18 protein-coding genes are annotated in these 19923 nt (G+C 58.7%); 7 read left to right on the top strand and 11 right to left on the bottom strand.

All coding sequences use genetic code 11. From position 1 onward, the window contains the following. Nucleotides 1-30: 30 nt before the first annotated feature. The 3 genes from KSY82_RS02075 to KSY82_RS02065 all read right to left on the bottom strand — a co-directional run bounded on the left by KSY82_RS02075 (nucleotide 31) and on the right by KSY82_RS02065 (nucleotide 3213). Nucleotides 31-711, bottom strand: a complete 681-nt coding sequence (locus tag KSY82_RS02075) for an SDR family NAD(P)-dependent oxidoreductase (protein WP_217750152.1) — start codon at nucleotides 709-711, stop codon at nucleotides 31-33. 9 nt (nucleotides 712-720) lie between these two features. Beyond that, on the bottom strand, nucleotides 721-1443 hold the full coding sequence (locus KSY82_RS02070) for a VUT family protein (protein WP_022093974.1): 723 nt from the start codon (nucleotides 1441-1443) through the stop codon (nucleotides 721-723). A 156-nt stretch (nucleotides 1444-1599) separates the two neighbouring features. Further along, entirely contained in the window at nucleotides 1600-3213 is a 1614-nt protein-coding gene (locus KSY82_RS02065) for a peptide chain release factor 3 (RefSeq protein WP_055252215.1), read from the bottom strand. Nucleotides 3214-3764: 551 nt separating this feature from the next. On the opposite strand from KSY82_RS02065, the gene KSY82_RS02060 reads away from it, so the two are divergent. From KSY82_RS02060 to KSY82_RS02050, 3 genes are read left to right on the top strand one after another with little or no spacing between them, the layout of a single operon-like run. After that, a complete protein-coding gene (locus tag KSY82_RS02060) occupies nucleotides 3765-4145 on the top strand; it encodes a GntR family transcriptional regulator (protein WP_117820855.1) in 381 nt (126 codons plus the stop codon). Nucleotides 4146-4168: 23 nt separating this feature from the next. Next, nucleotides 4169-5050, top strand: coding sequence for an ABC transporter ATP-binding protein (locus tag KSY82_RS02055; RefSeq protein WP_195246151.1), 882 nt, complete (start codon nucleotides 4169-4171; stop codon nucleotides 5048-5050). Beyond that, a complete protein-coding gene (locus tag KSY82_RS02050; protein WP_217750153.1) occupies nucleotides 5047-5745 on the top strand; it encodes an ABC-2 transporter permease in 699 nt (232 codons plus the stop codon). Before KSY82_RS02055 ends, KSY82_RS02050 begins: the two co-directional genes overlap by 4 nt. Nucleotides 5746-6451: 706 nt before the next feature. On the opposite strand, the gene KSY82_RS02045 is transcribed toward KSY82_RS02050, so the two are convergent. The 4 genes from KSY82_RS02045 to KSY82_RS02030 form a co-directional block, all read right to left on the bottom strand. Beyond that, nucleotides 6452-7243, bottom strand: a complete 792-nt coding sequence (locus KSY82_RS02045; protein ID WP_217750154.1) for an EFR1 family ferrodoxin — start codon at nucleotides 7241-7243, stop codon at nucleotides 6452-6454. Between the two features lie 37 nt (nucleotides 7244-7280). Further along, complete coding sequence (locus tag KSY82_RS02040) at nucleotides 7281-8585, bottom strand: chloride channel protein (RefSeq protein ID WP_217750155.1); 1305 nt, start codon at nucleotides 8583-8585, stop codon at nucleotides 7281-7283. Between the two features lie 125 nt (nucleotides 8586-8710). Beyond that, entirely contained in the window at nucleotides 8711-9244 is a 534-nt protein-coding gene (locus tag KSY82_RS02035) for an LOG family protein (protein ID WP_217750156.1), read from the bottom strand. A 34-nt stretch (nucleotides 9245-9278) separates the two neighbouring features. Then, nucleotides 9279-9704, bottom strand: coding sequence for a potassium channel family protein (locus tag KSY82_RS02030; RefSeq protein ID WP_118259587.1), 426 nt, complete (start codon nucleotides 9702-9704; stop codon nucleotides 9279-9281). A gap of 197 nt (nucleotides 9705-9901) precedes the next feature. Here KSY82_RS02030 and KSY82_RS02025 point away from each other — a divergent pair, with 197 nt between their 5' ends. Together KSY82_RS02025 and KSY82_RS02020 are read left to right on the top strand one after the other, a co-directional pair. Continuing rightward, complete coding sequence (locus tag KSY82_RS02025; RefSeq protein WP_217750157.1) at nucleotides 9902-12706, top strand: ATP-binding protein; 2805 nt, start codon at nucleotides 9902-9904, stop codon at nucleotides 12704-12706. Nucleotides 12707-12748: 42 nt separating this feature from the next. Beyond that, entirely contained in the window at nucleotides 12749-13228 is a 480-nt protein-coding gene (locus KSY82_RS02020; RefSeq protein ID WP_217750158.1) for a pyridoxamine 5'-phosphate oxidase family protein, read from the top strand. Nucleotides 13229-13297: 69 nt separating this feature from the next. Here KSY82_RS02020 and KSY82_RS02015 read toward each other — a convergent pair whose 3' ends face one another. From KSY82_RS02015 to KSY82_RS02000, 4 genes are all read right to left on the bottom strand, one after another. After that, complete coding sequence (locus KSY82_RS02015; RefSeq protein WP_217750159.1) at nucleotides 13298-15490, bottom strand: hybrid sensor histidine kinase/response regulator; 2193 nt, start codon at nucleotides 15488-15490, stop codon at nucleotides 13298-13300. Further along, nucleotides 15487-16356 carry a substrate-binding periplasmic protein gene (locus tag KSY82_RS02010; protein ID WP_217750160.1) on the bottom strand — a complete coding sequence of 290 codons (870 nt, stop codon included), beginning with the start codon at nucleotides 16354-16356 and terminating at the stop codon, nucleotides 15487-15489. The genes KSY82_RS02015 and KSY82_RS02010 overlap by 4 nt, the downstream gene beginning before the upstream one ends. Nucleotides 16357-16500: 144 nt before the next feature. After that, complete coding sequence (locus tag KSY82_RS02005) at nucleotides 16501-17715, bottom strand: MalY/PatB family protein (RefSeq protein WP_217750161.1); 1215 nt, start codon at nucleotides 17713-17715, stop codon at nucleotides 16501-16503. A 112-nt stretch (nucleotides 17716-17827) separates the two neighbouring features. Then, the gene (locus KSY82_RS02000; RefSeq protein ID WP_254881668.1) at nucleotides 17828-18565 is read right to left on the bottom strand and encodes a tRNA (N6-threonylcarbamoyladenosine(37)-N6)-methyltransferase TrmO; all 738 of its coding nucleotides are present in this window, start codon (nucleotides 18563-18565) and stop codon (nucleotides 17828-17830) included. Nucleotides 18566-18706: 141 nt separating this feature from the next. Between KSY82_RS02000 and KSY82_RS01995 the strand changes: the two genes are divergently transcribed. Continuing rightward, nucleotides 18707-19534: a TipAS antibiotic-recognition domain-containing protein gene (locus tag KSY82_RS01995; RefSeq protein ID WP_158558640.1), complete on the top strand. Its 828-nt coding sequence runs from the start codon at nucleotides 18707-18709 to the stop codon at nucleotides 19532-19534. Between the two features lie 51 nt (nucleotides 19535-19585). Further along, nucleotides 19586-19831: a glutaredoxin family protein gene (locus KSY82_RS01990; protein ID WP_117763676.1), complete on the top strand. Its 246-nt coding sequence runs from the start codon at nucleotides 19586-19588 to the stop codon at nucleotides 19829-19831. Nucleotides 19832-19923: the final 92 nt, after the last annotated feature.

The following is a 19923-nucleotide window of genomic DNA, read 5'->3' as shown; positions in this document are numbered from 1 at the left end:
CGCCCGACGGCTTTCCATCGGGCGCGTTTCCTACTCGGGCCAAATAAATTGCGTGCGGCCGGCCTCGCCGCCATCGATCAGCAGGCTCTGCCCGGTCATAAACCGGTTGGTCACGCCCACAAAGTAGATCCACTCGGCGATCTCTTGGGCGGTGGCCCAGCGCTTAAGCGGTGTGAGCTCCATAATCTGGTTCCACAGGTGTTCGTCTTCCATCACGCAACGGTTGAGCGGCGTGATAACGCCGCCCGGGTCCACACTGTTGGCGATGGCCTGCGGTGCCAGCCGGTTTGCAAGGTTCTTGGTGTAGGCGATAATGCCGCCCTTGCTGGCAGCATAGGCGGGAAACTCCGATCCCGTATGCCCGCTCGCCGACCCCACATTGACCACGGATTTAATAGCCGGCGCCGGCTTGGCGACAAGCCCCTCCCCCACAAAGGCGTAGCGCTCGGTCACGTTGATGGTGCCACACAGGTTGGCGGCGATGTCGTCGGCCGAATCCTGCGTACCGGCAACATTCACGATTACCTGGGGTTCAAGGTCGCTTGGAAACGAGTCCGGCTCGCGGACATCAACGATCAGATGGCGGTAGCGCTCGTGTTCGATCGCCGGCGGCAGCAGATCAAAGCCCACGACCTCGTGGCCCTCGTCCAAAAAGCGCTGCACGCACGCGGCTCCGATACCACCCGAAGCGCCCGTGATCAAAACCCGCATACTTGCTCCTTAGGCGGTTGCGTGGCGCTCGAGGTACTCGGAGCCCACATTCTCGCGCTCCCAGCCGCGCACGACCTTGTAGCCCACGGGGCTCAGGAAGACCTCGCACAGCAGCTCGGCAACAGCGCCGGTCAGCGAGCACATAAGAACCTGCACCCAGGTCCAACCAAAGAACGTGTGGCTCACCACAATGGCAAAGACCAGGTTGTCGATAAACTGGCCAACACCCGTAGACACATAGGAACGGAAGGCAAAGCTCGCAAAGTTATTCTTTTTGAGCATACGGCCGAGCGACTGGTTGAGCGTGGAGTTGACCACGGCAGAAACGAGCATTGCCAGCGAAGAGCCCAGCACCACGTACCAGGTGCCGCCGATGGTGGCGTTAAGGGCAGTGTTGACCTCGATCATGCCCGTGTCGTAGTAGGCGCCCCACATGCCGGGCGTGAGCGAGCATGCCCAAAAGCACAGGCTCACGGCCAGGTTGACCAGCAGCGCGAGGATAGAGATTTTGATGGATGCCTTGGCGCCAAAGCGCTTGCAGATCATGTCCTGGCACAAAAACGAAACCCAGCTCACCACAAAGCCGCAATCGAGCGCCAGATACGGCAGGCTGATAAGCTCCTTGTTGGCCAGCAGGTTCATCATGATGACACTCACGAAAAACAGCGAAACCGTTGCCGCGGGAATGCTCCGCAACAGGACCTTGTAGTCCTCCATGACCTTCTTGATCATTATGTACTCCTTTGGTTTTAGGTTTAACGAGCAGGATATCGGACCCGAACTGCTCGGACGCCCCGGTCTTGAGACGACGGTGGGTATGATAGCCGCTCGCGCGGCATAAGGCAAACAAACGGCGCGGCAGCCCCACAGGACCACCGCGCCAATGCGTTAAAAGGCTACGTTGCCAAACTCCGACAGGATAAGGTCGGGGTTGTGGTCGGTTGCCCAATCCACGTTCCACGGGCTCGTGAACAGCAGTAGCTTACCGCCGCGCATGTCCTCGACACGCAGCGTGTCGCGCGTGAGCGAAAGGCCCGGGATATCGATAGTGTCGGGGTCGTTCTGGATCCAGCGGATGTCCGTATAGGGCAGCGGCTGGCGACGAACCTCAACACGGTACTCAGCCTTGAGGCGGCGCTCGAGCACCTCAAACTGCAGCACGCCGACCACGCCCACGATGACGCTCTCCATGCCGGCACCCAGTTCGCGGAAAATCTGGATGGCGCCCTCCTGGGCAAGCTCCTCCATACCCTTGACGAACTGCTTGCGCTTGAGCGTGTCGACCTGCGTAATGCGAGCGAACATCTCGGGGGCAAACGTCGGGATCTGCGGATACTGCACGTGGCGCTTGCCGGAGCACACGGTGTCGCCGATGCTAAAGATACCCGGGTCGAAGAGGCCCACGATATCGCCCGCGTACGCCTCGTCCACGATGGCGCGGTCGTCGGCCATCATCGACGTGCCCGTGGCGAGCTTAAGCTTGCGGTTGCCCTGCACGTGAAAGGCATCCATGCCGCGCTCGAACTTACCCGAGCAAATGCGCACAAAGGCGATGCGGTCACGGTGGTTCTTGTCCATGTTGGCCTGAATCTTAAACACAAAGCCGCTAAAGTCGTCGCGGCAAGGATCGACCGGCTCACTGGTGAGCGTATCGGTATAGGCGCGCGGCGTCGGGGCCAGACGCAGGAACTCCTTGAGGAAGGGCTCCACACCAAAGTTGGTGAGCGCCGAGCCAAAGAACGCCGGGCTCAGCTTGCCGCAGGCCACGGCATCCAAGTCGAGCTCGTCGCCGGCGCCATCGAGCAGCTCGATATCGTCCATTAGGTTCTTATGGTTCTCCTCGCCAATGAGCTCATCCATGGCGGGGTCGCCCAGCTCGGCCTCGACCTCGGCGACCTTCTTGGTGGCGTTGGCGTGACCATCGCCCTCAAAGGCGATAACGCGACGGGTCTGACGATCGAACACGCCGCGGAAGTTACGACCGCTGCCGATCGGCCAGTTCATGGGATACGTATTGATACCCAGGACATTCTCGATCTCTTCCATGAGCTCAAACGGGTCGCGAGCCTCGTGGTCGAGCTTGTTCACAAAGGTAAAGATGGGAATGTGGCGCAGCGTGCAGACCTTAAAGAGCTTTTTGGTCTGGGCCTCGACGCCCTTGGCGCCGTCGATGACCATGACAGCGGCGTCGGCGGCCATAAGGGTACGGTAGGTATCCTCCGAGAAGTCCTGGTGACCGGGGGTATCGAGGATGTTGACGCAGGCGCCGTTGTAGGTGAACTGCAGCACCGAGGAGGTGACGGAGATGCCGCGCTCCTTCTCGATGTCCATCCAGTCCGAGACGGCATGCTTGGCCGAGCTCTTGCCCTTGACCGAGCCGGCAGTCTGGATGCTGCCGGTATAGAGCAGCAGCTTCTCGGTAAGCGTGGTCTTACCGGCGTCCGGGTGGCTGATGATCGCGAATGTGCGGCGCGACGAGATTTCATCCGACAGGCTTGCCATGCGGATCCTTTCTTGCATTGAGTGCATTACGTCGTTGTAACCGCATTATTGTAGCCGCGAAATGCTGCAGCAGGGCACCTATCAGGACAAATTCATCAGTTGGGACCTGTGTAGCAGTCGATGACGGCACTCCGCAGCAGTTTGTCTCGATCCGTAACACCTAGACGGTTTTTGAACCTCTACCTGTTACAGATTTAGACAAACAGGTGGACGTCCCAGAAAGATCTCGATCTGTAACATCTAGCCACTCAAAACGGGTCCATCTGTTACAGATTGAGATATAAGGATAGACGGGTGGCCAATGTCTCGATCTGTAACATCTAGCAGCCAAAATCTTCTCCAGTTGTTACAGATTGAGACAACCAAGTGGGGCCCGCCAGCAAAATCTCAATCTGTAACAGGTAGCCGTCCAAATCGGTTCCAGATGTTACAGATTGAGATGAATGAACGCGCTGACAATCCGAATTTGTCTCTTGTGCAACTGTGCATAGTGTATATATACTGTGCTTACCGGTTATATACACGTGTAGCCCATCAGCTAAGGAGCCGCTGTGGACATCATCCTATCCAATTCGAGCGATAAGCCCATCTACGAGCAGATAACCTCGCAGGTCAAAGCTCAGATTTTATCGGGCACGCTCGCTGCGGGCGCCAAACTCCCCAGCATCCGTGCACTCGCGAGCGATCTTGGCGTGAGCGTCATCACCACCAAGCGCGCCTACGCCGACCTGGAGCAGCTCGGGTTTATCTGCACCGTGCAGGGCAAGGGCTGTTTTGTCGCCGAGGGCAACCAGGAGCTTTTGCGCGAAAACCAGCTCTGCCATATCGAAGAGCTACTTGCGAAAGCGGCGAGCCAAGCCGAAACCCTGGGCGTCACGCGCGACAAACTGCACGAGATGCTCGACCTGGTGGCCCCCGAAACCATGCAGTAGCCATCTGCAAGAAAGGCTATACCATGCAAAACTTGCTAGAACTCAAAGGCATCTCACGCACTGTAAGCGACCGCTTTTCGCTGCGCGACGTCACGCTTGCCGTGGAGCCCGGCCAGATCGTCGGCTTTGTTGGTGCCAATGGTGCCGGCAAAACAACGACGATTCGCGCCGCGCTCGGGCTTATCAAGCTCGATGCCGGCGAGGTGCACCTGTTTGGGCAGCGCTGTGGCGCCGACGCGCCCGATGAGACACAGCGCTGCCTGCGCTCCCGCGTCGGTCTCGTCCTGGACACATGCCCCTTCCCTTCAACGCTCAAGGCGGGCCAGATCGAGGCACTCGTAGGCCCGGCGTACCCCACCTGGAGCCACGACACCTTCGCCAGCCTCATCGACCGATTTGGCTTGGATCCCAAGGCAAAGGTCAAGGACCTCTCCCGCGGCATGGGCATGAAGCTGCAGCTTGCCTGCGCGCTCAGCCACCAGGCCAAGCTGCTCGTTTTGGACGAAGCCACCGCGGGCCTCGATCCCATGGCACGCGAGGAGCTGCTCGATGAGCTGCTCGCCTTTGTTTCCGACGGCCTGCACAGCGTGCTGCTCTCGAGCCATATTACGTCCGACCTCGATCGCGCCGCCGACCGCGTCATCTGCATCGATAACGGCTCGATTATTTTTGACCTGCCGCGCGAGGACATTACTGACCGCGCCGGCATCGCCCACTGTACCCAAGCACAGGCCGCCGAGCTTATGGCTTGCGTCGAAGGCGCCCGTGCCGTCCACCACGCCTATAGCGTGGACGTGCTCGTGCCCAACCGTCGCGAAACGCTCGAAGCCTTTCCCGAGATTCCCTGCGATCGGGCAACCATTGATGACTATCTGCGCCTCATGCTGAAAGGGGCTTCGAAATGAAACGCGCCTTTATGTCCGAGCTCGCCATCGTTCGCACGCTCACCCCGAGCATCGCGGGCGTCGGCCTGTTCATCTTCGTCGTGCTAACCCTTGCCAACGCGTCGGATGGCGATTCCGGCATGAGCGCCGGCGCCTGCGCGGTCAGCGCCATGTCGCCCATCATGGTCATGAGCTCGCTGGCCGGCTTCGACAATCAAAACGGATGGGAGCGCTATCGGGCAACGCTGCCTCTCACGCGCAAAGACATTATTTGCGCACGCTACCTGTGCATCGTTGTCTTCTCGGCTGTCATGGCGTGCGCCGCCGCGCTTCTGAGCATCGTCTCCATCCCGCTATTCAACAGCGTGGGCATCCCCTCGACGGGACAGACGATCTTTGAGATCGCTATAGCCTCGGCAGCATCGATGCTCATCTCCCTCATGATGGCGTTTTTGGCACAGCCGCTGTTCTTCCGATTTGGACACATGGAGGCGCTGCGCCTATCCGTCGGCCTGTTTGCCCTGCTCTGGTGCCTTGCCATTGCCACGTTGAGCTCCTCCAACCCCATCAGCAACTGGCTCATGTCGATTGCCGGAGCGAATCCCGATCCCGCCGTCCTTGGCTGTCTGTGTGCAGGCATCGCCGCACTTGCCCTCGCGCTATGTGCAATCAGCTACACCGTCAGCACCAAGGTTTATCGAACACGCGACCTGTAATCGACAGCTAAAAAAGCTTAGGTGGTACCCCGCTTATTTTTTCAATGAAACAAGGCGGCATAGCGTCACCACCGCCCCTCACAGCAGGCCGTCTAGTTCTTGGCAACCAAAAAGACACCGTCAGCATATCGAAGGTGAATACTTTTCCGAGAAGTGAACGAGTAAAAACAGCGCCCTGTAGCATCGACATTTTTAAGGACTCAATTCCTGCGGTTTTGTCTAAGAATCCTGCAGTTTTGTTCGAAAAAAGTGTGCATGTTCCAGGGGTCCAGATTTACTCGTTCACTTCGCGGAAAACCATTCACCTTCGATTCGAGCCTTAACCAAATGCCCTCTCGAACTATGGCCCCTGTCTCACCACAGCGATATCAAAGCTTCATGGCGGGACGGTACCATCGGACGAGCGCCGTAAATCTGGCGCGGTCGTTCTTTGGGGAGGCATTTCACCCGTGTCGTGGGTCGTCGCAGCATTTGCGTCAGCACTCTTTGCCGGCATCACATCCATCTTGGCCAAATGCGGCATCAAACAAACCGATTCCGATGTCGCAACCGCCATCCGTATCTGCGTGGCGCTCGTTTTCGCCTGTGCAAAACACCATCGCCATCGTGCTGAGGAAGCTCTAAACGACAACCGCGCGAGCTCGCAAACACACGACCCCGCGCGGCTTCTTTCTTAATGACTTTTGGAACAGCGGCCCAGCAGCCGCTACATCCTCACACCTGGCCTGGGATGCCTGTACTGACCGTGGGATGCCGTGCGTTTACCGCGTGAGATGGCAAACTTGGGACAGCAGTGCAGGCAACGGAGGCAGGCGGCGCACTCCGGCTTTGTCCAGACGGGAAGCCCGTCACGCATCTCAATTGCCGCCATGGGGCAGCGCTTGGCGCAGAGGCCGCAATCGATGCAGAGATCGTCATCGACAGCAAACTTGCTCGTCTGTTGCATGCGCGGCAGCCCAATTGCGTGATACGCGCACGATGCAAACAGAGGCACGCGATGGCGCATCATATTGCCCGTGCGCCGCTCCCGCACCGCCTCGATCACAGCATCAATCTGCGCCTCAGCAGCCCTATTGATACCCTCAACCTTTTGAGGGTCAGACAGGTCGAAAACAGGCGTCCAGGTATCAGGCATCTTGACGCTCATCGCCGCATCTAACTCGAGCCCACGCTCGTGCAGCAGATCGCGGGCGAACTTGGCCGATTGACCGGTCGTCGAACCGTACGTCGAGACATAGAACGTATAGGGGCGCTCGCCGCCCTTTGCACCGGCAGCAATCGACAGGTCGGCAGTCTTCAAAAACTCGATCATTGGCGTCGGCAAGCCCCAGGCGTATACCGGGGCGACAAACCCCAGCCGACAGGGGCCTTCCATCACAACAAGGTGAGGGATCTCGGCATCAAAGCGCTCAATCGACACAACCTTGTCGTCTGTCGCCGCTGCAATGCGACGCGCCACATGTTCGCTGTTCCCCGTCGCGCTAAAGTACAGGATCATCTCGCGCCCCTCTGGAGTTGACTCGCGATTAACCGTGCTACTTGCGCAGCGGCTTGGGCAGCGGAATGCCGGCGGCGATAACGGCGGCGATGATCATGCAGACGATACCCTTGAGTGGGAAGCACATGAGCAGCAGGCCCACGACCATGACCGGCTGACGCATGACCGCACCCATCGTCGATGCCGTGCAGACGGCGACGCAAAAGACCGGATCGGCGCCGGTGAGGATGGCCAGTCCGTAGCCCAGGCTTACGCCCGAGAAGATAACCGGGAAGAAGTGACCGCCGCGCCAACCAAGGTTGATGAGGGCGGGGGTCAGCATGGCCTTGACCAGACCGGTCGCGATAAGCACGCCGGCGGGAATGGTCAAGTAGGTTTCCATGAGCACGTCGGCCTGGGTCTCGCCGGCAAACATGGTGTAGGGCAGGACCGTGCCGCAGATGGCGAGCGCCAGACCGGCTAGCATGGCCTTGACGACAGGACGCTCCCCTATTGCATGGGCAAGCGCTTCGCTCGCGTGCTCAGAGACAAAGTACAGCCAGCCGCAGATTGTTCCGATCAACGACAGAGGGACGAGCCAGGTAAGCTCTAGGTTGCCCACCTCGGCGGACTCGAACCTGGGCATGCCCATGCCGCCGCCCACAAGCTGGCCAAGCAGCAGGTAGGTACCCAGACCGCCGGCAATCGCAATACCGTAGACCACCGTCTTTTGCGCCTTGGGCAGCTTGATGGTGATCTCGCCGGACGCGGACTCATCGTCGGCGTCTTCGCCCTGGTCGTCGGCACTACCGGCAAGCGGCGCCACAAAGCCAAAGACGGGCGCGGTAAAGAGCGCCGTCAGGGCAGCCTGGGTACCCAGCAGCGTGAGCTCCCTAAACTCGGCGCCAAAGCGACGCATACGGTCGCCGACCCAGCTGCACAGACCCGCGATAACGCCGGTCAGGCCGGCCTCCGGTCCAATGCTTCCGCCAAACAGCAGCGGCAGCAATGCCGCGAGCGAAAGCTTGCCCAGGTTGTCGTACGAGTAGCGCCCGTCTTGCTTAACCTTAGCCATCACCTGGTTGAGGTCATCGGTCTTGGTGCCTGTCATCTTTTCGTACAGACCGATTAACAGGCCGCCCAGCAGACAGACAAAAAACGGGTACGGCAAAAAGCCAAACGGGCCGCTGGCAAGCTCGGGCGAAGCGACGCCCAGTGCGTGCGGAATCTCGGTCCATAGATAGTCGATACCGTGCTCCATCGCAAAAAAGAACAGCCAGACCGCGGCACCTGCGAACGCACCGGTCACGGCAACGCTAAGTAAAAACAGCGCGCGGTTTTTGGGTTTGGCAAGGTTATCCATCGGGTCCTCCCGCGGTCAAAGTCGACATAGTTACGTTTTATTGTAGAGCGAGCGTTGCCCGAACGAGCCAGCCGTCTGCGCCGCGAACGGCACCATTGGGAGCCATAGTGGGGCAAGCTCAAGACTTATCCGTTGATAATCGAGGCAATCTCGCGCAAATCGTCGGCAAAGTAGATACCTTGCTGGCGCTGCGGGCTCGATAGGCCCTTATCAATCATGTGCCCGAGCAGCGCCTTGAGGTCGTTGTAGTAACCGTCCAGGTTATACAGGATGCACGGAGCACTCAGGTGCCCCAACGACACCGCGGACATGACCTCGGCAATCTCCTCGAGCGTGCCCGTGCCACCGGGAAAGGCGATGAACGCATCGCCGAGCTCAATCATCTTGGCCTTGCGCTCCGCCATATCGCTCGTCACGATGAGGTCGTCGATACCGTCATGTTGAAACTCGGCCTCGATAAAAAAGCTCGGCTCCACACCCGTCACGTGTCCGCCAGCATCGAGCACGCTATCGGCGAGCGCGCCCATCAGGCCCGATTTGGACCCGCCGTATACCAGCGCGTGTCCATTGGCGCCAATCCAGTTGCCCAGCTCCTGCACCGCGGGCAGAAACGCCGGGTCATTGCCAGTGTTGGCACCCAGGTACACGGTGATGTTCATATTTGTCTCCCTGTTGTGGCGCACGACGTTCGTCTTAGCGCTGACGTCGACGATACTCGCGCACGCGACGCGAAAGATCGGCAAGCTCGTCGCGATCGAGCTCTTCCAAATGCTCCAGATCATCCATAAAGCGCGCCATGGTGTCCTTTTGGCGCATCTTGATAAGCGTATTGCAGTAGTTCACCGCCACGCCCGTGAGCATGGCGATGTAGAAGATGCTGATAACGCTCAAGACGACGGTAATGGCGCGGGCAACCGGTGTTTCGGCCGGAATGTCGCCAAAGCCGATGGTCGAGACCGTCTCAAAGCTAAACCACAGGCCATCGCCAAACGTGAGGGTCGTGGGCTCGGACAGCCAGACGGCCGTCGAGCACAGCAGGTAGAAAACGAGGAACAGCTCCGTAATGCGCACGAAGCCCGCCTGGCGCAACACGTCAGCAAGCGTCCTGAGCTTTTTCATCGCGACCCCTTCCACGGACAACCAATCACGTTCGCTCGGTATTGTCCCACAACCGTCAGTTAGGGACGTTCCTTTTGTGCCGGCAGAAAGGGACTGTCCCCAACTGCCGGGCGGAACCGTTTAGCGGTGCCGCTGCCGGCTGGGCAGGCTGAGCTGGTATCCTTATGCGGTAATGTCTCGATTCGTTAGGATTGCATGTGAGAGCTGCCACTGTCCTTCGTTCAGTTATATGTCGCACCCTGGCCGCCGCGCTTACCGCGCTCGCCGTACTGAGCGCCGTCGCGCCCGCCCCTGCCTTTGCCGCCGACTCCGATCAGCAGGTCAAAACGGTCCGCGTCGGCTGGCTCGTCAACAACGAGGGCTTCCAGGACGGCACCCCCGGCGAGCGTCTCTCGGGATGGGGTTACGAGTACCTCCAGACCCTGTCGTACTACACGCCCGGCTGGCGGTACGAATACGTCTCCGGCACCTTCACCGAGCTTATGGACATGCTCGAGGCGGGCGAGATCGACCTCATGCCCAACATCTCCTACTCCGAGGAACGCGCCCAAAAGCTGCTCTTTTCCTCGAACCCCGAGGGCACCGAGCGCTACTTCATCTACGCCAAGCCCGATCGCGACGATCTGGCCAAGGGTGACCCCCGAGCGCTCCAAGGCCTTACCATCGGCTGCAACCCCGGCGTTATGCAAACCTTCGTTGGCCAGCAGTGGCTCGCCAACGAAGGCATTACCTGCACCTATAAAGAAATCGACACTGGCGGTGCCCTCTTTGACGCGCTCGCAAACAACGAGGTCGATGCCATCATCATGAACGACACGACCTCGTCGCCCAGCGCCTCCCCCATGTTCTACATTGGTTCGAGCGACTACTTTTTTGCCGTCCCCAAAAGCCGCTCCGACCTGATGGACGACATCAATGCCGCCATGTCGGCAATCGCCCGCGTCAACCCACGCTATATCGACGAAGTCAAATCTAACTACTCGGCCCAAAACAGCGGTTCATCATCGCTCAACGGCCCCGAACGTTCCTGGCTCAAAGCAAATGACAACACCATCACGCTCGGCTACATTACGGGCAAACTCCCCTACTGCAACGAAGACGAAGACGGCAAAATGGAAGGCTCGCTCGCATCGCTTGCGACGACGCTGCACGATAAATTTGGCATTACGGTCAAAACCGTCCCCTTTGATAGCTACAAGATGATGTCAAAGGCCCTGTCAAAGGGAAGCATAGACGTTGCGCTGCCGGTATACCGAGATTACTGGTTTGCCGAGCAAACAGGCGTTGCGCAGTCGGTATCGTTGGGGACCATATCCCTCACCGCCATCCACACCGGCAGCGACCTGAACAAAGACCTTCAGAACATCGCCTGTACCAAATCATCGTTTGTCAACAAAAATGCACTTGAAAATCTGTTCCCCACAGCGACCGTGACCGAATACCAATCCGACAATGAAGTGTTCGACGCTCTCAGGAAGGGAACGGCGCGCTGCATCCTCGCTCCCAGTTCACGTGTAAAAACTATCGGCGACCGTCATGATCTCAAGGACTACGAGACGGTCGAGCTCCCTGACACCTGTGAGCTCTCGTGCTGGATTTCGCGCGGAAAGCCCGAGCTGCTGGGAATCATCAACAAGGGCATCATCAATGCCGGAGAATCGCTCTCCGCAAGCAATTACTCCTCCACGTCGTACACGACCCAGGAATCAGACACGCTTCAATTCCTTTTTCGCAACCGCACCGCCATTGCCGCTACCCTCATCGGTATGTTGTCGGTCGGCATCGTGCTGCTCATCTGGGCGCTCGTGCGCGCTCGAACCGAGCGCAAAAAAGCCGACGCTGCCAACGCCGCTAAGACGGCATTCCTCACGCGCATGAGCCACGACATCCGTACGCCGCTCAACGGTATCCTGGGCCTTATCGAGATCGAGGAATTGAAGGAAGGCGATATCAAGGTCGCCCGCGAGAGCCGTGCCAAGGCGCGCGTTGCCGCCAATCACCTGCTCTCGCTGATCAACGACATCCTCGAGATGGGCAAAATCGAAGACCGCAAGCTAACACTGGAGCATACGCCTTTTAACCTCAAAGAGCTCTGTGACAATACGCTGGTTCTGTGCAAGCTCCGCGCGACCAGTAGCGGCATCACCATGCAGGACAATAGTCTGCCGTACGCCACGGGGCCATACATGGTCGGCAGTCCCACCCATATCCGACAGATCATGATCAACCTGTTAGACAACAGCATTAAGTACAACAAGCACGGCGGCTCCGTCACCTTTAGTTCAAAGACCAAGCCACTCGATAACGGGCGCGCGCTCTTTTGCTTTAGCGTTTCGGATACCGGCATTGGCATGACTCCCAAGTTTTTAAAGCATATCTATGAGCCGTTTGCCCAAGAAGGTGACGATGCGCGCAGCAAGTTCCAAGGAACCGGCATGGGCATGCCAATCGTCAAGTCGCTTATTGAACTGATGGGCGGCACCATCGAAGTCACCAGTGAGCTCCATGTGGGCACCTCGTTCTACGTGGAGATTCCGCTCGATATCGACAAGAACCCCCAGGCGCGGGCGAATACGGTCGAGAGGGCGCTCGACTGCTCGCTCGCCGACATGAACGTACTGCTCGCCGAAGACAACGAATTGGATGCCGAGATTGCCCAGGCGCTGCTAGAATCCGTTGGCGTCGTGGTCACCCGCGCCGCCAACGGCAACGAGGTCGTCGATCTGTACCTGTCGCATCCCGCCGGCAGCTTCGATGCGATCCTGATGGACATTATGATGCCGGGCATGGACGGCTATGAGGCAACCCGCACGATTCGTCTGAGCGAGAAGGTCGATGCAGCCGATATCCCCATCATCGCGCTCACCGCCAATGCCTTTGCCGAGGACGCCAAGGCGGCACACGATGCCGGCATGAACGCCCATCTGTCCAAACCGCTCGACTTTAACAAGCTCAAAAACATACTCGCCCGCATCAAGAAAAACGGATCCGTTTCGCTATAGTTTGTGCTCAACCACCACGCACGACCAGAAAGGAAGCCAACGATGTTTAGGCCCTTACGTCGAAAGAAACGCGCCATCACCGACGAGGAAGCGCGCAAACTGCTCGCCACCTGCAAGCGCGGCGTCTTTGCCGTCAACGGCGACGATGGCTACCCGTACGCCATTCCCGTCAACTACTTCTTTGACGCCGAGCACGACAAGATTTATTTCCATGGCGCCAAGGCCGGCCACAAGGTCGACGCACTCAAGCGCGATGACAAGGTCTGCTTTACCGTTTACGGCAACGAGTGGTACCAGGACGGCGACTGGGCTCCCTACGTTATGAGCACCGTGGTCTTTGGCCGCTGTCGCCTGGCGAATGACACCCCCGCGTTTATCGAGAACAAAGTCCGCCAGCTCGCCCTTAAGTACTACCCTTCTGCCGAGGAAGTCGAAGAGGAAATCGCCAAAGACATCAAGGGCGTCCAGCTCTACGAGATTACGATTGAGCATCTTTGCGGCAAGCAAATTCAGGAAAAGTAAGCCCCTCAGCAGGTCTCGCAAATAGCAATATGGCCCGGTTCCAACCAACCTTGGAACCGGGCCATATGCTTATGAAGCGTCGGCGGCAATGTGCGCTAGCGCCTCGACGAGCTCTTGCGAGCTCACAGGCTTGCTCAGGTGCGCGTTCATGCCCGCCTCGCGCGAAAGCTTGCGGTCGTCGGCAAAGGCGTTGGCACTCACGGCGATAATCGGCGTGGTCGCGGCATCCTCGCGATAGAGTGCTCGAATCTGACGCGTGGCCTCAAGGCCATCGATGCCAGGCATCATGATGTCCATCAACACCACGTCGTACTCGTGCGGTGCGCTCGCGGCAAACGCCTCAACGGCAGACTCGCCATCCTTAGCATGCGTCACAACGGCACCGGCACGGCCGAGCGTAAACTGCGCGATCTCGGCATTCAGATCGTTATCCTCTACGAGCAAAACGCGCAAGCCCTGGAGCGCATCGCCATCGCCCGCATCCGCGCGAACTGCCTGAGGAATCTCGGAGCGTTTGCATTTCTCGAACGGCAGACGGATGGTAAACGTCGTCCCCTGCCCCAAGACGCTCGTAAAGCTCATGGTTCCGCCCATAAGCTCGACCAACTGTTTTGCGATAGGCGCGCCCAGGCCAGTCCCCGATGAGGCGCCTTCCACCTGTTGCTCCTCGCGGCAAAACGGCTCGTAGAGGTGCTGTTGGAACTCCTCGCTCATGCCAATACCGTTATCGGCGATCGTGTATTCATAGACGGGGACGCCATCCGCTGGCTCCACCTCGCGGCACACCAGGCGGACATAGCCGCCCTGGCGGTTGTACTTGACGGCATTGCCGGCAATATTGAGCAACAAGCGCTTGAGGTGCGTCACGCTCACCCGTGCATAGGGATGATCAAGCGTCTGCTGGTCGCAGATAATTGTCACCAGACGCTCCTCGGCCTGGCGCTCCAGAATATCGCGCACTTCACAGTTGAGGGCCACCAAATTTATGGGCACGAGGTTCAGGTCGACCTGCCCGCTCTCCAGGCGACTCATATCGAGTGCCTCGTTGGCAAGGTCGAGCAGCAGTCCCGATGCCGTCCAGATTTTTGAGCGGCACTCAGTCTGTTTTTGCAGATCGTCCGCATTGGCATTGCCAACCTCGACCATGCCGCGAATGCCGTTGATGGGCGTGCGCAGATCGTGGCTCATGCGACGCAGAAACTCCGTCTTTGCCGAGTTGGCGGACGAGGCCTCACGCGCCGCCTTTGCCAGCTTGTCGCCATAGTCGCGCTCCTGCTGCAGCAAGTCCGTCAAACGTCGGCGATCAGCGCGGCGACGCACCGTCACAACAACGGCTATAACACCGCTGTAGAGCGCCAGCACGCCGGCAGCAACAGCCGCGACAACCTCAAAGTAACGCCGCGCCGAGGCATAGGTGTACACATAGAATTTGTGCGCTTTTCCAAATGTGCCCAAATACCACTCGCCGTCGGCGTTAACCAATCTGACCTTACCAGCCAGGCATCGATCCTTAATACCGTCGACAATGAAGACATCCGTTGCAGGCAGATCGAATACGCCCAATATGGTGGGTTCAACGGCATTGGCCGCAACGACCTTGCCGTCGCTTTCGATCACGATATTGCCGCTATCGATGGTTTCATAGCCTTCGAGCAAACTCTGCAGTTTGAGCGTATTGCTTGCAACCGCCTTCGCGCTCTGATGCCTTACCGCGATAACGATACCCTCGCCATCCCGCCGGGTCACGCAACCAATGTCTGCAACCGAATCATCCGAAAGCGTAATGCGGGCGGTATAGGACTTAAGCGGATGAGTTGCCACCTCCAGCACGGGTGATTCTTTGAGATACGCAGCGAGCGACTCGTAGCCCACATCGCCCGTCGAGGACTCGGACACCAAATTGCCCGATGCGTCCGTCACGATCAGCGTGCTCACGTTGAACTGGTCGGCATATTGCTCCAGCATGGCGCTATCCACCGAACCGTCGCGCTCCATATCGCGGGCAGCCTCTCCGGCGATCTCCATAACGCGAATCAGGTTTTTGGTCGTATAGGCGCTGTTGAATGCATCGTAGGAAAGGCTCTGCGTCGCCACGTAATCGACAACGTCGGCAAAGCGCTGCTCGGCTTGGGCCGTCATGTAACCGTAGCTCATCATGCCGGCAGCAACCGAGAGCGCTATCCCCAGCAGAGCGACAAGGAGCCATACCCCTGCCGAACGATTGCCCCGCTCCTGAGCGGCCTGGTCGAGCGCATCGATCATGACAGGCCCTCCACATTCAAAAATGGCGAAGGGTCATCAAAGTACTTTGACACTAGGCGTTCCATGGTGCCATCGGCAAGCATTTCTTGGTAGGCATGAGTGAGCTTGACGTCGATGCCGCGCGTATCGTTGATATCGAAAGCGGTGCCCAAACCAACCTCTAGCAGCGGCTCATCCAAAATGCGATACGTTACGCCATAGTCTTTTTCGTAGGTGAGCAGCAAGGACTCATGCGCGGCGATGGCGTCGACCAGGCCCTCGACGAGCGCCGGGTTCAGGCACGAACGGTCCGAAAAGCAATAGAGCTCCTTGATCTGCGGAACGTTTTCATTTGTGCGATTGAGCAAAATGCCCTCAGGCTTGGTGGTGGACTGAACCGCCACGATCTTATCCTCAAGATCGGCAAGCGTATAGATATCGCTCTCGGGATCGACCGCGACCACCTGGCGGCTCGCAAGGTACGGACCGGCCCAACGATACTCGTTTTCGCGACCCGTCATGCTAAAGCTGCCCATGACACAATCGAGTTCGCCGCTCGCCAGCAGCTCTTTCTTCTTTTCCCAATCGATCAGCTGGTATTTTGGCTTGTAACCAATGCGGGCCAAAGCCTCGGTTAATATCTCGACATCCAGGCCAACAATATCGCCGTACTCGTCGGTATACACAAACGGTGGATAGAGGTCGCTGCCGACGTTGAGCGTCTTAAGGTCGTCGTCTTTGACTTGCGAGGCGTCCAGTTCTTCTAATGCAGACGTCGAGGCCCTGCCATTCGACTCGGAGCAGCCGGCTATCGCTACGACAAAGGCACACGCTGCTGCAAGCGCAACAAACAACGATATGACAACTGAGCGACGGGGTCTTTTCATCGAGCTCCAGAAGATCCTATTCACAGACTGAAATGCTAAAAAATAATAGCAAATGAAACCACTCGAGCGCCCAATGGTTACAGACGTTTTACCATGCGGGGCCTTCTAGCCGACTTGGCAGAAGGCCCCGCATGCAGCGCACACTTACCGTGCATTAAAAACGTAGCGGTCTAGGCGGTCGCACGCCTCCCTTACGCGTGAAAGCGGCAGCGCCAGATTCACGCGAATGTGGCAGGGTCCGTGGAACGGGCGGCCGTCCTGATACCCCACGCCCACGCGCGCCCCCTCGTCGAGTAACCACTGAATATCGCGGCCATGCTCGCGGCACCACTCGGTGCAGTCCAGAAACACCATGTAGGTGCCCTGCGGACGCGAATAGCTCACGCCCTCAAAATGCTCGTCCACGTAATCGCAGAAGTACTCGATATTGCCGGCAAGCACCTGGTTGAGCTCATCAACCCACTCGTAGCCTTGCGGCTGGTAGGCACCGATAAGCGCATGCATGGAGAGGACGTTCATCTCGTTGTAGTGGGTCTTGCTAGACACGGCGCACACGCGGTCGCGCAGCGTCTCGTTGTAGATAATGTGGTAGCTGCCGACCAGACCCGCCAGGTTAAACGTCTTGCTCGGCGCATAGAGGGCAACCGTGCGCATGCGGGCATCCTCGCTCACCGACTGCGTCGGAATATGCTTGTGTCCCGGCAGGATGATATCGGACCAAATCTCGTCCGAGATCACCACGCAATCGTGCTGGCGATAGATGTCCATGGCGCGCTCGATCTCGTCGCGCTCCCATACGCGGCCGCAGGGATTGTGCGGCGAGCAGAACACCGCGGCATGGATGTGGTTTTGGGCGAGTTTGCGCTCCATGTCCTCAAAGTCCATGCGCCACACGCCCTGGTCATCGAGCTTAAGCGGGCTGTGGACAATACGATAGCCCGCGGCTTCGATGGACTTGGTAAAGCCGATGTAGGTGGGGCTGTGGACCAGCACCGCATCGCCCGGCTGGACATACGCGCGCAGTGTCGACACGACACCGCCCAGCACGCCGTTTTCGTAGCCGATATGTTCAGGGCGCAGGCACTCGACGCCATTGCGGCGGCTCTGCCATTCGATGATGCGGTCAAAGTACTCGGGGCGCGGATTGAAATAGCCAAACATGGGGTGCTGGGCGCGCTGAATGATGTGTTCCCGGACCGTGGGCACCGTGGCAAAGTTCATATCGGCCACCCACATGGGAATGCGGTCGAAGCCCTCGTCGGGTGCGTTCGGAGCCATACCGGGGATCTCGCCCCAAGAGTCAACGGCGATGGCGTCCATGCCGTGGCGGTCGATGATTGAAGTGAAGTCGTATTTCATGCTGGACTCCCGTGCAAAGTTGATTGTTTTGGTAGGCGTTATTGTCCACCAGCGTGGGCGGTTTTGGCGCGGGGTTTGGCGCTTAATTTGACGGGTGCGAACGAATGGCTGGTTAGTCTTGCGCGTCGTTGACGGCAACTACGGTTAGCTGGGTTTCATCGACCGTAAACGATATGTCGAGCCCGGCGTAAGCCAGATGATAGACGCGGTGTGGCTCGTGCTTGCTGCCCGCGCGGCGCGGGTCTTGGCGAAGGACCTCGACCAAGCCGAGGAGCTTTGCGGGCGGGACCATATCCTGCAGTGCTTGCGGAAACTCAACATCGAGCTCTTGCCACGGAGCATCCTCGATCCAGCCTCCGGTCGCATCCGGGTGGCAGTCCGCAAACGGAATGTAGGGCTTGATGTCGTAGATGGGCGTACCGTCGCGCAGGTCGGCCCCCAACACATGGATGATGGGGCCATCGTCGGTGAGCTCGACACGATCAAGCTTGACGCAGGTGAGCCCGATGGGATTAGGGCGAAACGGACTGCGCGTGGCAAACACTCCCACACGTTCGGCTCCGCCCAGACGCGGCGGGCGCACGGTTTTCGACCATTTTGCGTTGGTGCCGGACCTGTCCTGCGTTTTAGCGTCGACGGCAATATCCTTAGCCGTGCCGCCGGGCGTTCCGTTTTCGAAGCGCCACAGCAGCCACAGGTGAGAGAAGGAGTCCAGGCCCTCAACCGCTGCATTGGAGGCAAATTCCGGCTCAAAGACAATGCGTCCCTGCAGATGGGGCGCCAAAAAGCTGTTGCGCGGAATGCCGAACTTCTGCGGCAGGTCGGTATGTATGCGTGCGATAGGTTCCATGCCGGTCATTGTACGGCATGGAGGCGTGGGGCGTTGCGCGCAATTCTTCGCCGCGGTCCCCCGTCGTGCAACCAACGGTTGCTTGGAAGGGCGCCTGCCGCCGCGTATGCTTAAGCCATCAACCAGCAGAAAGGAGCCGCTATGGCCTTTGCAGAAAAGCTCATTGCTGTCCGTCGCGCCCATCACCTTACCCAAGAGCAGCTTGCCGCTAAGCTCTTCGTCACACGCCAGGCCATCAGCCGGTGGGAGCGCGGCGAGGTCACACCGGGCATCGACATGATGAAGCTCATCGCCGCCGTAACCGGAGAACCGCTGTCCCACCTGCTCGAAATGCCTGAGCACTATTGCCAGAGCTGCGGCATGATACTCACGCCCGACGACTGCGGCACCGATGCCACGGGCACCGCGACCGATCATTACTGCAAGTGGTGCTACGACCACGGCAAGTACACCTATGACACCACCATGGAGGCAATGATTGAGGATTGTGCCCCGCGCCTGGCACAAAACACCGGCATGTCGCTCGACGAAGCCGTCTCGCTCATGGGCGCCGTCCTGCCGCAACTGGAGCGCTGGCGCACCATGCAGGAAAACGAGGCGCGCTACGGTGCCGAGGCGCGGGCGCGCTACGGCGATGAGGCTATCGATGCAGCAAACGAAGCGTTGCTGGACATGGACCCCGAGACATGGAACGACATGAAGGAACTTGAACGCGCTATTCTGGGCCAGCTCTCAATTGCCATGGGCATTGGCGACCCAGAGAGCAACGAGGCTCGTAAGCTTGTCGCGATGCATCGTCGCTGGATTGCTCTCAACTGGGGATGCGAGCCCCAAGACGAGGCGTACCTGGGCCTCGCCCACGGTTATCTTGCCGACCAGCGCTTTGTTGACTACTACGACAAGCCCTGCGCCACCGGAGCCACGGCGTTTCTGGTCCAGGCCATCGAGTCTTCGTTGACGCGCGCATAGACCGCGGCGGCTTTGGGTATTTCAATCAAAACCTCAACCGATTGGAGACCTATGGCTACTAATCACGAGCTCGCGCTGTACGTTATGACCGGCTGCCCGTATTGCTTAAAGGTCAAGCACTTTTTGGCCGATAACGGCGTGACCATTCCCGAGCGCAATATCTCGACCGATTCCGATGCCGAACAGACACTCATCGCCGTCGGCGGAAAACGCCAGGTTCCCTGCCTGTTCATCGACGGCAAACCACTCTACGAATCGAGCGACATCATCGCGTGGGTGCAGGAAAACCTGCTCTAGTACGCACGCTCTGTCCGTCCAGGGCCCCAACCCATACGACCCAAACATGTACACCAGCATCCAAAGTCGACATTTTTCGACATCTTTGGATG

Source organism: Collinsella aerofaciens (assembly GCF_019131995.1).
Classification (GTDB): Bacteria; Actinomycetota; Coriobacteriia; order Coriobacteriales; family Coriobacteriaceae; genus Collinsella; species Collinsella aerofaciens_S.
This window is presented reverse-complemented; position numbering and strand designations above follow the sequence as displayed.